Annotated in this window: 11 protein-coding genes and 1 other annotated feature; of the genes, 9 read left to right on the top strand and 2 right to left on the bottom strand. The window is 51.6% G+C overall.

Annotation, left to right across the window (positions count from 1 at the left end):
• Positions 1-131 precede the first annotated feature (131 nt).
• On the bottom strand, positions 132-1,061 hold the full coding sequence (locus DPV68_RS09130) for an alpha/beta fold hydrolase (protein ID WP_114166452.1): 930 nt from the start codon (positions 1,059-1,061) through the stop codon (positions 132-134).
• 20 nt (positions 1,062-1,081) lie between these two features.
• Positions 1,082-2,767 (bottom strand): formate--tetrahydrofolate ligase, encoded by a 1,686-nt coding sequence (locus DPV68_RS09135; RefSeq protein WP_114166453.1) that lies wholly within the window; start codon positions 2,765-2,767, stop codon positions 1,082-1,084.
• A gap of 242 nt (positions 2,768-3,009) precedes the next feature.
• Between DPV68_RS09135 and DPV68_RS09140 the strand changes: the two genes are divergently transcribed.
• The 9 genes from DPV68_RS09140 (at position 3,010) to DPV68_RS09180 (ending at position 14,485) form a co-directional block, all read left to right on the top strand.
• Positions 3,010-3,915 carry a carbohydrate ABC transporter permease gene (locus DPV68_RS09140; protein WP_232819583.1) on the top strand — a complete coding sequence of 302 codons (906 nt, stop codon included), beginning with the start codon at positions 3,010-3,012 and terminating at the stop codon, positions 3,913-3,915.
• The gene (locus tag DPV68_RS09145; RefSeq protein WP_114166454.1) at positions 3,912-4,817 is read left to right on the top strand and encodes a carbohydrate ABC transporter permease; all 906 of its coding nucleotides are present in this window, start codon (positions 3,912-3,914) and stop codon (positions 4,815-4,817) included. The genes DPV68_RS09140 and DPV68_RS09145 overlap by 4 nt, the downstream gene beginning before the upstream one ends.
• A 105-nt stretch (positions 4,818-4,922) precedes the next feature.
• Positions 4,923-5,164: a binding site (T-box leader), on the top strand.
• Positions 5,165-5,230: 66 nt separating this feature from the next.
• Positions 5,231-6,214 carry an aspartate--ammonia ligase gene (gene asnA, locus DPV68_RS09150; protein WP_114166564.1) on the top strand — a complete coding sequence of 328 codons (984 nt, stop codon included), beginning with the start codon at positions 5,231-5,233 and terminating at the stop codon, positions 6,212-6,214.
• A gap of 179 nt (positions 6,215-6,393) precedes the next feature.
• The gene (locus DPV68_RS09155; protein WP_114166455.1) at positions 6,394-7,689 is read left to right on the top strand and encodes an ABC transporter substrate-binding protein; all 1,296 of its coding nucleotides are present in this window, start codon (positions 6,394-6,396) and stop codon (positions 7,687-7,689) included.
• Positions 7,690-7,860: 171 nt separating this feature from the next.
• The gene (locus tag DPV68_RS09160) at positions 7,861-9,321 is read left to right on the top strand and encodes an MDR family MFS transporter (RefSeq protein WP_114166456.1); all 1,461 of its coding nucleotides are present in this window, start codon (positions 7,861-7,863) and stop codon (positions 9,319-9,321) included.
• Positions 9,322-9,353: 32 nt separating this feature from the next.
• Positions 9,354-10,466: a PQQ-dependent sugar dehydrogenase gene (locus DPV68_RS09165; protein WP_370447074.1), complete on the top strand. Its 1,113-nt coding sequence runs from the start codon at positions 9,354-9,356 to the stop codon at positions 10,464-10,466.
• A gap of 169 nt (positions 10,467-10,635) precedes the next feature.
• Entirely contained in the window at positions 10,636-11,940 is a 1,305-nt protein-coding gene (locus tag DPV68_RS09170) for a globin-coupled sensor protein (protein ID WP_114166457.1), read from the top strand.
• Positions 11,941-12,032: 92 nt separating this feature from the next.
• A complete protein-coding gene (locus tag DPV68_RS09175; protein WP_114166458.1) occupies positions 12,033-13,781 on the top strand; it encodes a sensor histidine kinase in 1,749 nt (582 codons plus the stop codon).
• Complete coding sequence (locus DPV68_RS09180) at positions 13,778-14,485, top strand: response regulator transcription factor (protein WP_114166459.1); 708 nt, start codon at positions 13,778-13,780, stop codon at positions 14,483-14,485. Before DPV68_RS09175 ends, DPV68_RS09180 begins: the two co-directional genes overlap by 4 nt.
• Positions 14,486-14,490 lie beyond the last annotated feature (5 nt).

The raw sequence follows: 14,490 nt of genomic DNA on the forward strand, positions 1-14,490 counted from the left end.
ATATATGAGTATTTTATAATCATGCGGTCTAAGTATAACTTACTTAAAAAATGGAAAGAAGATTAAAAATTTCAAAAAAGGTAAATGAATTAGATTGCTAGTGTATGAATCTGGTAAATAAAAAGAACCTCCTAGGAAATGGAGGTTCTTTTTACGAATTGTACAGTTTGATGCATCCAATGACCGATGTCGGTCCATACGTCTTGTCGTTGTCGTTCACGCAGAATCTCATGTCTGGCGTTGTCATAGGAGAGGACGGTCAATTCGATATCGGCAGCCTGGTGCTTGCGGACGATTCCCGCGAGTCCTTCGCCGTCATGGACGACCGGGTCGTCGGCCCCGACAACGAACAAGATGGGTAACGTTTTTGGATGCTCGTGGATCCGGGCGATGGACGTCACGTCGAGCGAGGCGCGGGCGACTTCATGCAAGTAGCCGAGCGTCGGAATTCCGCCACAGTCGGGATCATTCACATAAGACGCCACTTCTTCCGGGACACTAGAAATCCAGTCGCTCTCTGTCGTGGCGGGTAAAAATTTTAAGTTGTATCGTCCGAACAGTAAGCGTTCGAAAAAGCGAGATTCGTATGTGCTTCCTTTGAACCGGATTGCCGTGTCAATCGCGTTGAGCCCGGCACGACCGATCCATCCCGAGTGCGGGGGCGGGGAGACGGCGATGACGCCCGCTAAGCGATGACCTAACCGTTGTCCGAGGCGACGTGAGAGCAGTGAGCCGAAACTATGGCCGAGGACGACAGTCGGCAACTCGTCTTGGTAGTGATCGAGGAGAGAGATGGCGTCGTCAACCATTTGATCAAATCCTTCATGTGGAGACAAGTGGGCGTAAGTGGACTGATCCCGTGCCAAAGAACCGGCACCGCGAAGGTCGCATAAGAATACGTTAAAACCAAGTTCTGACAAAAAATCAGCGAATTCGACATAGCGTCGATGATGTTCGAGCATACCGTGGAAGATGAAACAATTTCCAATCGCCTGCCTGGCCGGGGTATGCAACACATGCGTCCGGTATCCGTCCGCATACGTATGTTCCGTGACGTCCATCCGTATCCCTCCGTTATCGTTTAGAATAAGCCGATTGCTTTTCCAGTCTCGTCAATCCCCATATTTAAGGCGGCCGGTTGTTTCGGCAAGCCGGGCATCGTCAAGACGTTTCCGGTCAAGGCGACGAGGAAACCTGCGCCGACCGACGGTTTCAACTCTCTTACGGTCACAGTGAACCCGTGCTGGTAGCCGAGTTTCGTCGGGTCGTCTGACAGCGAGAACGGCGTCTTCGCCATACAAATCGGCAAGTGTTGCCAGCCGTTCGCTTCGATTTGAGCCATTTGTTTTTTTGCGGTCGCGGTGAACGTGACGTCGGCCGCCCCATACACTTCACGGGCAATCGTCAAAATCTTCTGCTCGATCGAATCGGTCAACGCATAGAGCGGGGTGAACGCACTCTCGTTCGCCTCGATGGTTTCGATGACGGCCTCGGCGAGCGCGCGTCCGCCTTGTCCTCCGTTTGACCACACTTCACTGAGCGCCACTCGTATGTGGTTCGCTTCACACCAGTCGAGGACGGCCGCCAACTCTTCGGCTGTATCCGAATTGAAGCGGTTGAGGGCGACGACGGTCGGCAAGCCGAGTTTCCCCATCGTCTTGACGTGCTTGGCGAGAAGTTTTAATCCGTTTCCGACGGCCCCGACGTTCTCGACGTGGAGTTTGTCTTTGGCGACACCGCCATGCATTTTCAAGGCACGGACTGTCGCCACGAGAACGACGGCGTCCGGGTTCAATTTTCCGATGCGTGACTTGATATGACAGAACTTCTCGGCGCCAAGATCGGCTCCGAAACCGGCTTCGGTGACGACATATTCGCCGAGCTTGAGCGCGGTTTTCGTCGCAATCAATGAGTTGCATCCGTGCGCGATATTGGCGAACGGTCCGCCGTGAACGAGGGCGGGCGTCTGTTCAAGTGTTTGCACCAAGTTCGGCTTGAACGCTTCTTTCAACAGCAACGTTGCGGCACCGGCCGCCCCGATTTGTTCGGCCGTGATCGGTTCATTATCCTGATCGTACGCGACGACGATGCGTTTGATGCGTGCCTCGAGGTCGGTCAACGAATCGGCGAGACAGAGGATGGCCATGATTTCAGACGCGACCGTGATATCAAATCCGTCTTCACGCGGTACCCCGTGGGCACTGCCGCCGAGTCCGATCGTCACGTGACGAAGCGCGCGGTCATTCAAATCGAGGACACGTTTCCAAACGATTTTACGGACGTCAATCCCGAGGTCGTTTCCTTGATGGAGATGATTATCGAGCATGGCGCTGATCGTGTTGTGGGCCGCCGTGATGGCGTGCATGTCGCCTGTGAAGTGGAGGTTGATGTCTTCCATCGGCAACACTTGGCTGAAACCGCCGCCGGCTGCACCGCCTTTTAAACCCATCGTCGGACCGAGTGATGGTTCACGTAGACAAACGATCGCTTGTTTGTCGAGTTGGTTGAGCGCTTGTCCAAGTCCGACGGTCACGGTCGACTTTCCTTCACCGGCCGGAGTCGGATTGATCGCCGTGACGAGGATGAGTTTCCCGTCTTCGCGAGTCGCCATTCGATCGAGTACATCGAATGATAACTTGGCTTTATATTTCCCGTATAGATCGATGTCATCTTCTTGTAAACCGAGCTTTTCTGCAATCTCTTTAACGGGTAACATCTCGGCTTGTTGGGCGATTGTTAGGTCGGATAACGGTTTAATCGTCGTCATGTATAAAATCCCTCCACTTTCGAACATTGTGATCTAGTTAGTCCATTTCCTTCGTGAATCGACCCGGAATCAAGGTTTAATCTTTCGGTAGGGAAGACTCGTTCGTGTTGTCATTGAGTTTATCATAACCCATCGCTTCGTAGAATTCACCCATTGAGTGCAATATATTCCACCCTTTCCGTCAAATGTATCCGTTTTCATTTTTGGTCCGAAAAGGTAAGTTGATAGTGGAGGCGATGAACATGACAGAGACACCGAAACGAATCAAACGGAGACGAAATTGGAAAAAGCCGGCGAGCTTTATCGCATTCGTCGGTCCGGCCTTTTTGGCGTTTGTGGCGATTGTGCTCATTCCGTTCTTTAATGGAATTTATTACAGCTTCACGGATTGGAACGGCGTGACCGGACAGTTGAATCTGGTTGGACTCGACAACTATCACCGGATTTTATTCGAGGACGAACAGTTCCGTGCCTCGTTTTGGATTACGACAAAATACACGATTGTGGCCGTCATCTTGACGAACATCGTCGGTTTCTTGTTGGCCTTACTGTTGACGATGAACATCAAGACGCGCAATATCTTGCGGACGGTCTTTTTCATGCCGAACTTGATTGGCGGGCTCATTCTCGGGTTCATTTGGCAATTTATCTATGTGAAGGGCTTTGAATCGATCGGGGCACTGACCGGATGGAGTTTATTCGAACTGCCGTGGCTTGGTGACGCCCAGACGGCGTTTTGGGGCATCGTGATCGTCGCCATTTGGCAAGGTGGCGGCTACGTCACGGTCATTTACATTGCGGCGCTTCAAAACGTGCCGACGGATTTACTCGAGGCCGCTAAAATTGACGGGGCAAACCGGTTGAAGATGCTTCGTCATATCACGCTCCCGATGATCATGCCGTCGATCACCATCTGTTTGTTTTTGACGATCTCGTGGTCGTTCAAAGTGTTCGATACGAACTTATCGCTCACGAACGGCGGGCCGTTCAAATCGACGGAAATGCTCGCCTTGAACATCTATACCGAATCGTTTGTGAATAACAACTACGGTCTCGGCTCGGCGAAAGCAGTCATCTTCTTCCTCGTCGTCGCAGCGATTACCGTCACACAAGTGTACTTGACGAAAAAACGGGAGGTGGAGGCATGACGACAGAAAAAGTTGAACGCATCGAGACGGATATCGATCAGGCACCGCGTCAGTTGTTGCCGCAAAAGCCGCTGCGGACGGGCGGCTATACGGCGGGGCTCGGTCTCGTCGAGTTGGTGGCAATCTTACTCGGGCTGTTGTATCTCGTCCCGTTCTATTACGTCATCGTCAACTCGTTCAAATCGATCGCCGAGATTTACACGAACACGTCTGCCTTGCCGGACGTCTGGCTCGCGTCGAACTATTCAGAGGCGTGGGAGGCGATGAACTATGGACGCGTCTTCTTGAACTCGATCCTGATCACGGCCGGGGCGAACCTTCTCATCGTGCTGTTCACCTCAATGGCAGCCTGGAAGCTTGTCCGAACGAAACATTGGATTTCGACGGTCATCTTCTTCTTGTTCGTCGCGGCGATGGTCATCCCATTCCAATCGATCATGATTCCACTCGTGAAAGTGTCGAGCGTACTCGGGCTGTTGAACAGCCATTGGGGACTGATGGTCATGTATCTTGGCTTCGGGTCGGGTATCTCTGTATTCTTATATCACGGATTTATGAAGTCGATTCCGGAAGAGATTGAAGAGGCGGCCATCATTGACGGTTGCTCGACGTGGGGTGTCTTCTGGCGCATCGTGTTCCCGCTCCTCAAACCGATCACGGTGACGATCGTCATCTTGAACAGTCTTTGGATTTGGAATGACTTCCTGTTACCTTCACTTGTCCTCCGAGACATCGAGCTGCGGACGATTCCGCTCGCGACGTTCTATTTCTTCGGACAATATACAAAACAATGGGATTTGGCACTTGCTGGTTTAGTCCTTGGGATCGTTCCGCTCCTCGTCTTTTTCTTCGGTATGCAAAAGCACATCATCAAAGGGATTACGAGCGGCTCGATCAAATAACCCTGCCCAAGGGATCTCCCTCGTCCGCTACACGGGGGAGAATTTTTTTTTTAAAAGCTGTTGACATTTGTCTGAATATTTATAATAATTGGGTCAATTCAATTGTGAACGACATTGAAAGGACGAGTACACAGAAGACGTAAGCAAAGCGAGCCGGGGAAGGTGAGAGCCCGGACTGAAATCTCTGTCGAAGAACTTCCTGGAGTCGCTACCCGAACGCTTTGCAAGTAGACGTAGCCGGACCGTTCCCCGTTATCGGAACTACGAGATGTTCGTCTCGAAAAAGTGAGTAGATTCGTCTACTAATTTGGGTGGCACCGCGGAGCTTGAAGCCTTCCGTCCCATAGTCCATGGGATTGGAGGGCTTTTTTCTATTGCTCCATCCTGAGATTCCACAATTGGAGGAAGAAAACATGACAACGACAGCAATGAGCAAGATGAAGGAAAAACAACAGGCGATTACAGTAGTGAAGGCGACATTCGAAGACAAGTTCAGCACGGCGCTCGGACTCACACAAGTTCAGGCCCCGCTGTTCGTCACATCGGCGAGCGGTGTCAACGACCACTTGAACGGTGTCGAACGCATCATCCAGTTCGATACGCAGTATCCAGGGCATGAACTTGAAATCGTTCAGTCGCTCGCAAAGTGGAAACGCGAAGCGCTCGGCCGCTACGGGTTTGAGGTCGGTGAAGGCTTGTACACACAGATGCGCGCCATCCGTCGGGATGAAGAACTCGACGCGACACACTCGCTTCACGTCGATCAATGGGACTGGGAACGCGTCATCGCCCGGGAACATCGGACAACGGAGTACTTGAAGGCGACGGTCGAATCGATTTATGCAGCGCTCCGCGAGACGGAACAGGCGGTCGAATCGATGTACGGGATTGAGGCAATCTTGCCAGAGTCGATTCACTTCTTGACGAGCCAAGAGTTAGAAGACCTTTACCCGGACCTCTCGCCAAAAGAACGGGAGCACGCGATTTGTAAAGCGTACGGCGCAGTCTTCCTATCGCAAATCGGCGGTGCACTCGCTTCGGGCGACAAGCACGACGGCCGCGCGGCAGACTATGACGACTGGTCGCTCAACGGCGATATCCTCGTCTGGCACCCGGAGCTCGAATCGGCGTTCGAACTGTCGTCGATGGGAATCCGTGTCGACGAGACGGCGCTTGCCGAGCAATTGGTGACAGCCGGAGCTGAAGACAAACGTAAGTACCCGTTCCATCAAGCGGTCCTTGAAGGACGTCTCCCGCTTACAATCGGGGGCGGCATCGGGCAATCACGTGTCGCCATGTATTTGCTACGTGCTCGCCATATCGGTGAAGTCCAATCGTCGGTCTGGCCGAGTGAGATGGTCGCAGCTTGCGAAGAAGCTGGAATCAGCCTGTTGTAATTATATAGAAGAAACTTAAAACCAGGACTTTCTTTCAATAAGAAAGTCCTGGTTTTCTGTGCAACATTTTCCACCCTACACGTCAATTTTGACACCTACATAATGGAAGCGTTTTCATCTAAAGTTAGGGTGTACCGAATGTTGAAGGATTGTCGACTCTATACTTAGGAGGAAGCGTAATGAAACGTAAATGGAGATTATCAACCGCCGTCATGACGGCGGGGATGGTATTGACACTTGCGGCCTGTGGCGGCGGGTCGCTTACGGAAGAAGAAGGATCGACCGATGCAAATGCGGATAACGGTGACAAGCAAGACGTCACGTTGAACGTCTTCCAGTTCAAAGCGGAAATCGCCAAAGACCTTGAAGCGATGGCGAAAGAATATGAGGAAGAGACCGGCGTCAAAGTGACCGTTCAAACGGTCGGCGGCGGAGCCGATTACGGGGCCGCGCTCAAGTCGCAGTTCGCGTCGGGCAACGAGCCGGACATCTTCAATAACGGTGGTTTCACCGAAGCGCAGACATGGAAAGACAAATTGGAAGATTTGTCAGGCGAGAAGTGGGTCGGTGATTTGACGGAAGTGGCCAAAGAACCGATGACGATGGATGGAAAACTGTACGGCATGCCGATGAACTTGGAAGGATACGGCTTCATCTATAACAAGGAGCTGTTCGAGAAGGCGGGCATCAGTGAGTTGCCGAAGACGTTGTCTGAGTTGACGGATGCGGCGGAGAAGTTGGATAAAGCAGGCATCACGCCGTTCTCGGTCGGTTATGCCGAATTCTGGATTCTCGGGATTCACTTGCTCAACATTCCGATGGCACAGCAAGACGACCCGGATGCGTTCATCCAGGCGCTCAACGAGAATAAAGAAAAGTTCGAGGACAATGAGCAGTTCCAACAATTCTTGAAACTGTTCGACCTCACGATCAAATACGGTAATAAAAACCCGCTCACGACGGACTATAACACGCAAGTCACACAGTTCGCTCAAGGTGAGACGGCGATGCTGCAACAAGGAAACTGGGCGCAACAGATGATTCTCGACGTGAATCCGGACATGGAGATGGGCTTCGTGCCAATCCCGATCAACGATGACAAAGAGAAGATGGACCGTCTCCCGGTCGGCGTCCCGAACAACTGGGTCGTCAACAAAAACTCGCAGTATAAAGAAGAAGCGAAAGACTTCCTCGAATGGATGGCGACATCCGACACAGGTAAAGACTATATGGTCAACAAGTTCAAATTCATTCCGGCGTTCAAGTCGATTGAAGCAAACGACCTTGGACCACTTGCGGACGATATCTTGGCTTATTCAAACGAAGGCAAGACGATTTCGTGGAACTGGTTCAAGTATCCGGACGGCGCGGTCAATGAGTACGGCGCGTTGATGCAAGCATACGTCGGCGGTCAAAAGACCGGAGACGAGATGCTCCAAGACTTCACGAAAGTATGGGCCGATAAGGCAAAATAACAGCAATGCAAGCGGCGAAACGACCCCTTCGCCGCTTGTATGTTTTAGTGCTGACAAAGCTGGTCGGAAGTTGAGGCTTGTCAAACAGTCGTCGCTCGCACAAAATAATAGACAGTTGAAGTGGTGCTCGGAACCTTCCGGCACCACTATTTTATTGGGGAGATGGAACAAATGAGAAAGAATGTCACGGTCGCGCTGTTGTTGGCGACTTTTTTAGCAGCGATTGAAGGGACGGTCGTCTCGGTCGCGACACCGGTCATCGCGAGCGAATTGAACGGGGCCGCCCTCGTGAGCTGGGTATTTGCCGCCTTCTTGCTGTTCACGGCAGTGTCGACACCGATTTATGGAAAAGTGGCTGACTTGTTCGGCCGCAAGCGGGTCTTGTTATTCGGAATCGGGCTGTTCACGCTCGCTTCACTTCTTTGTGGACTCGCCACATCAATGGAACAATTGATTGTCTTCCGGGCGCTCCAAGGGCTCGGGGCCGGAGCGGTATTGCCGATTTCGATGACCATCATCGGTGATCTTTATAAATATGAGGAGCGCGGCAAAATTCAAGGGATTTTAAGCGCCGTGTGGGGCGTCTCGGGTGTGCTCGGTCCAGTCATCGGCGGGTTCTTGGTCGAGACGTTGTCTTGGCGTTACGTCTTTTTATTGAACGTACCGTTCGCACTTTTATCGTTCATCATGATCGTCACGTTCTATAAAGAGACGGTCATCGAGACGACGGAACGGATTGACGTCAAAGGGGCGCTATTGTTCGCGTTCGGTACGACGGCGTTCTTGTATGGGCTGATCACGTTCAGCGAGACGAACGTCTGGACGGCTTCAGTTATCGCTAGCGCCGTCTTCAGCGTCATCTTGCTCACCAGTTTCTTCTTATCGGAACGGCGGGCGAAGACACCGTTGTTGCCACTCGAATTATTGAAACAACCGATTATCGCGTCGATCAATGGGGCCGTCTTCTTCGCGGCGTGGGTCCTCGTGTCAATGTCGGCCTATATCCCGATTTGGGCCCAGGCCGTCCTTGGAAAATCGGCGACGGAAGCCGGATTCATGCTCATGCCGCTCTCGGTCGCTTGGACATTCACGTCCATCATTGGCGGCAGGACGCTTGGCGCGGCCTCGCCACGGCGTCGGGCCGTGACGGGGATGAGTCTTTTGTTGATCGGGACAATCATCTTGACGCTCCTCACGCAATCGAGCCCGGACTTGTTCGTCTACCTCGCTGTTGCCATCATCGGAGTCGGGTTCGGATTGTCGCAACCGATGTTCATCGTCGTCTTGCAGACGGTCGTATCGTATCGACAGCGCGGTACGGTCACAGCGGCGAACTCATTTTTAAGTACGGTCGGACAGACGCTCGGCGTCGCCGTGTTCGGAGCGCTCTTCAACTTCATCGTTTTGAACGGATTCCGGAACGACGAGACTTTGAGCGGAGCCTCGCTCGAATCGTTCTTCAATCGAAGCGTCACCGAGACGTTAGACGCCACGGTCCGGCTCCAAGGCGAGCAGCTCATCGCCACGGGATTGAATACCGTCTTCATCGGCGCGGCACTTGCGGCGTTCATCGCACTGTTGATTGCGCTACGCTTACCGGTTAGCCCACCCGAACTTTCACGCGATAACTAAAGACACGGTATGATGGGGAAAAGGAGGCGGTCATGTTGAAACGATGGATTCTCATGTTGTCACTTATCGTGCTGGCGGGTTGTGCGTCGGAGTCGACCGAGGCGCCGGAACCCGAACAGGCACCGATCGAAGAGTCGACCGAAGAAACACCTACGGAAGATACACCAGGCGATACGCCAACATCGGAAGCAGACGATTCGCTGACATTCGGTGCGAGCGATTCTGTCGTTGAGCAATTGGACGTACCGTGGTCGATGGTAAGGACCGACGAAGGGTGGCTTATCTCGGAACGAGGTGGCACAATCGCCGTCATCGATGCGGACGGGAATCTCGACCGACAACCGGTCGTCCTCGAAGAAGATGTGCTCGAGATTGGTGAGGGCGGTTTACTCGGCCTAGCCTTGACGACAGATTTCGCGACATCACGCCAACTGTACGCCTATCATACGTATGGGACACCTGGGGACGTACGAAACCGGGTCGTCGAATTGACGTGGGACGGGGAGCGCTTTGAAGAGACGGCTGTCGTGCTCGATGAGATCCCAGGCGCCCAGTTCCACAACGGCGGCCGCTTATTGCTCGATGACGACGCACTTTGGGTCACCACGGGAGACGCCCTCGTTCCGGATCTCGCTCAAGATGAGACGTCGATTGCCGGAAAAGTGTTACGGGTGCCGTTATCCGGAGCGGGCGAGCCGACCGATTGGATTTATTCGTCCGGCCACCGCAATCCCCAAGGTTTGACGAAAGTCGGCGACACGCTCTATGCGAGTGAACACGGGGCGTCCGGTCACGATGAAGTGAACATCCTCGAGCAGGGAAACAACTATGGCTGGCCGCTCATCGAGGCAGACCAGGAACAAGACGGTCTCGAGACACCGTGGTTCGAGGTCGGAGAGACGTCGTGGGCCCCGTCGGGAATCGCGGCGGATGATCGTTACGTGTATATGGCGACGCTTCGCGGAAATCGCCTCGTCGCCATCGACCGAGAGACGAAAGAGGTCACTCCGCTCGTCGAGGACAAAGGACGCATCCGTGACGTCTGGTTAGGGGACGGAGAGCTTTACTTCATCACGAACAACACAGACGGACGTGGGAATCCGAGCAATGAGGACGATCAACTGTACCGATTGACCCTCGAATAGAAACTGACACCAGTGTCAGTTTCTATTTTTTTTCATATATTGACCAAAAGTCCTGATTTATCGTAGTTGATTTATGACAATGGGCCTATAATCATATAAGAAAACTTTGATCTTATTATGATCTATGTAAAAGATGGAGTGAACATTTTACTTGTAACGGAGGAAGAAGATGAAGCTATTAAGTATGGGTCGCAGTAATGAGAAAAAGAAGAGATGGTTAGATGCGTCACAGGAATTGACTGTCGTGATTGACGTGGTCAAACCTTCCATTCAAATGAAAATGGAAATGATTCACCTGACTGAACATGATTTGAAAGTAATTAAAACGATTCAACCGTTAGTCGAACAAAATATAGACCGATTGGTTGAAGAGTTTTATAACACAATTCTAAAAGTCAGTGAATTGAGAGAAATGATTGAGCGCTATAGTACAGTGGATCGGCTTAGAAAAACACTCAAAGTACATCTTGTCGAACTATTCAATGGAGATGTGGATGAACTGTTTTTGGAGAAGCGATTCCGCGTCGCGAAGACACATTATCGAATCGGACTCGAACCCGCTTGGTACATGGGAGCTTTTCAAAATGTTCAAAACACTTTGTTATCAATCATTTTTGATGAAGTGAGTCATCGAGATGAGTTACAGGCGATTATAGCTGTAATGAACAAAATATTAAGCTTTGAACAACAGATTGTGTTAGAAGCTTACGAAACGGAGAATTTACAAAAACTGAATGCACAATTCGAGAGCGGCAAAGCGAATTTGAAAAATATTATGACGGAAGTGAGTGAAGGCTTGTTAGCGCTTGCTGAAGAAACGCTGTCTTCTGTCGAGACGCTCAGCTCAAATATAAAAGAAGTCAATCAAACCACGATGGACAGTAAAGATCAAGCGACAGTGGCGAAATCCTATGCCAATGAAGGTCAAGAAAAGCTAAATGAACTTCTTCAAAAAATAAATTCCATCGAGACGTTAACGAAAAAAATGACAGGTAGTATTCAACAGCTCGGCGAGTCTTCAAACAAGATTGCAGCTGTCACGGATATTGTTCGCGAGATAGCAGAACAAACGAACTTGCTGTCGTTAAACTCGGCGATAGAAGCAGCGCGAGCTGGAGAACACGGGAGAGGTTTTGCCGTCGTTTCTCAAGAAGTGCGTAAGTTGGCAGATCAAACTAAACATTCGGTCATAAAAATACAAGATCTAATTTCTACTGCAAACTTATACAAGGAAGAAGTGGTAAAGTCGCTGCAGCAAGTTCAAGATGCGGTTAAAGAAGGATCAGCCGCTTCGGAGCAGACGAACCTATCGTTTTACAAAGTAGTCCAGTCGATTGAGCAGAGCGGAGTGACTGTCTCAAGTGTCCAACAACAGATTGAGGAAGTCGTCAAAGTCGTCAACGAGATTGAACGTGCCACGACAGAAGTAGCCTCTTCTGCAGAAGAGTTAAATGTAGCCACCACTACGGCATGATTATGCATGTGTTTTTCCCCGATTCAATCGCACTCTTATTGCAAGCGCTTGCATTCATCATGATATAATGTCATCGAGGAGGCGATGCGCGGATGAGCATTCGGACGAAGCTGACGGGGATGATTGCGTTGACGATTATCGTCCCTGTCATTTTGGCGACAGTCATTTCGTTTTGGTACGTCAAAGACCGGGAGCGGGAACGGGGGCTTCAACTCACCGAATGGTCACTTGAGCGCGGCACGTTGCAGATGGAACGATACGTCTCAGACTTGAGCCGTTTGCCGACGAGTCTATATGCGAACCGGGACGTGCTTGATATTCTCGAATACGGGCCAGGGCTATCACTTGAACAGACCGAGCTCGAAGTACGACGGGCGCTCCTCGGGATGTATTTGTCCCGGGAAGACGTCGCCCAGATTCAATTGCTCATGCTCGAAGATATGGACTCGTTCGCCGCCTATAAGATGAAAGTATCCCCGCGCTCGAAACGGCAGCCGAGTGAGATTCAGCAACAGTTGTTGAAGTACGAAGAAAGTCGCGTCCTGCTCGAGGCTTCACATCCGCTCGTACCGTACCATGATTTCGGGCCGCTCATCTCGGAAGAAGAAGTCGTCACGCTTCATTTCCGACTCGATAAGATTGAGACGGATCAGCCGCTAGCGATTTTGTCGATCGATATCCCCGAGGACGTCTTCATCGGGCAACTTGCCTCGCTACAGAACAATCCGAGCGAGAGCCTCTGGTTCGTCGGGGGCGGCAATCAAGTGTTCGCTCAACTCGGTGACGGCGAAATCCCCCAGAACGTATCGACGAACTCGCTGTCAAGTGATGGAAAGCATCATCGCATCGTCAAATCATTCGAGTTTGAAAATCAGACGTTCTACGTCGGAAAATCGATACCGGATCGCCTGTTGACCGAGCCGGCCTCACGCACGTCGTTCATCGTCTTTGTCGTCGGGATGGTGTCGCTCGTGTTGGCGTTGATTGGGGCGACGTACGCCTCAATGCGTTTGACGACACCAATCAAGACGCTCACGTCGAACATTTGGCGAATCGAACAAGGGGATATGACGGTTTCATTCGATTCCCTCGGAAATGATGAGTTCGGCGTGCTCGGTCGACAATTCAAGCGGATGATTGAACGGATCGACGATTTGATTCAACGCGAGTATCGCCTAGCGCTCGAGAATCGGACGAACGAACTGCGTGCCTTACAGGCGCAAACCAATCCTCACTTCTTATTTAATGCGCTACAGTCGATCGGGACGCTCGCGTTAAAAGGGGACGGCAAGACGGTGTACCGGTTGATTACCCAGCTATCCTCGATGATGCGGTACACGATGCATCCGGACGAATCGATGGTGACGCTCAAGCGCGAAGTCGACCATCTCCATTCATACGTCCGACTTCAACAAGTCCGTTTTCCGGAACAGTTCGAGGTCGAAATCGACGTTCCGGACGCGTTGCTTGATTTGATCGTACCGAAGATGATTCTCCAACCGCTCGCCGAGAACTTTTTCAAACACGGATTTGAGCGGGACGGGTCAACGGAGGCGAACCGATTCTCCCTGCACGTTCAGCAATCCGGGACAGACCTCGTCATCCGTTGCGAGAACAGTGGTCGGCCCATCCCCGTTCGAGAGCTCGATGCCCTACAAGAGCGAATCGACTTATCGACAGCGCCGGTTCATGGGGCAGAAGGTACCGGTTTAAAGAACATTCGCGATCGACTCATGTTAAACTATAATCGGGAGGCTCAGTTTATGTTGGCTACACCAGAGACAGGCGGATTTCGTATCGTTATGCGTTTCCCGGCCGTGAAGGAGGCGGATGCGTCATGACGAAAGTATTGATCGTCGACGATGAGTCGCCGGTACGGGAAGCGGTGAAACTGCTCGGGGAGTGGGAACGGCTCGGGGTCACGAAAGTAATTGAGGCACAGGACGGGGAAGAAGCGAAACGAATCATCACCAAGGAACGGCCGGCGTTGATTTTATCGGACCTGCAGATGCCTCGCTGTAACGGCATCGAGTTGATGGAATGGGTTCATACGGAGGCGGAAGCTTCCAAACTCATCGTCTTGACGGGCTATGACGAATATTCGTACATGCGGCGCGCGATTCAGCTCGGTAGTTTCGACTATTTGTTGAAACCGATCGACCCGGACGTCTTGAACGAGACGCTGGCACGCGCCCTCGCGGATGTCACTCCTGCCGAAGAAGATTCGATTCTACAGATCGGTGCGTTCATCGAGCGCCATTATGCGGAAGAACTCAGCTTACAAGGGATGAGCGAACGCTTTTACTTGAGCCGCGAATACATATCGCGTCGCTTCAAACAGCAGTACGGCGTCAACTTATCCGAATACTTGCTGTCGATCCGGATGCTCGAGGCGAAACGTCTCCTTGAGACGAGTAGACAACGTATTTATGAAGTCGCCCAAGCGGTCGGCTTTTCGGATGATAAATATTTCCGAAAAGTCTTCAAAAAACAGGTTGGCATCACCCCGAACGAATATCGGGAACAGTGTCAACGATTATCTTGAAGGAG

This window comes from Exiguobacterium sp. TNDT2 (genome assembly GCF_003331145.1).
GTDB lineage: Bacteria > Bacillota > Bacilli > Exiguobacteriales > Exiguobacteriaceae > Exiguobacterium.